Source organism: Pseudomonas sp. SID14000 (assembly GCF_002165135.1).
Taxonomy (GTDB): Bacteria; Pseudomonadota; Gammaproteobacteria; order Pseudomonadales; family Pseudomonadaceae; genus Aquipseudomonas.
In genome coordinates, this window is record NZ_NFZQ01000107.1 from 1 (window position 1) to 441 (window position 441).

Here is a 441-nt window from a genome sequence, read left to right on the forward strand (position 1 = left end):
CGAGCGGGTCGAAGATCGTCAGCTCGTCGACGCTCGTCGTGCCCGCGTTCTGCGCGCGCAGCACCCAGTCGTCCTGCGCACCGGCCAGCGAGCGCGCGATGCACGGCGTGCGGTGGTAGTCGCCGCCGGTCGCCGTCAGGCGCGTCGTGCACTCCTGGCCGTCGGCCGTCGACGCACCGGGCTGCGAGCCCCGCACGCCCTTGACGGCGAACAGGTTGGAGCCCGCGCGCGGCGACACGTGGTCGGCCGAGCCGCACGTGGTCGCGTCGTCCGCCCACGCCCCCGTGACGGGGCGCGAGCCGTCGAGCGGCGTGCACGCCTCGAGCGTCTGCGCGGTGCGCACGGCCATGGTGTTCACCGCGCGCTGCCCCGCCGACAGGCCGGGCTGCAGCTCGAGCACGAGGCGCACGGCCACGCGCTGCCCGGCGCCAGTCGGCTGGC

1 protein-coding gene is annotated in these 441 nt (G+C 76.6%); it reads right to left on the reverse strand.

The genetic code is table 11. The features are described 5' to 3' along the window. The coding region (locus CAY82_RS27580; RefSeq protein ID WP_140399174.1) for a hypothetical protein at nucleotides 1-415 on the reverse strand (415 nt) is incomplete at its 3' end. Nucleotides 416-441 lie beyond the last annotated feature (26 nt).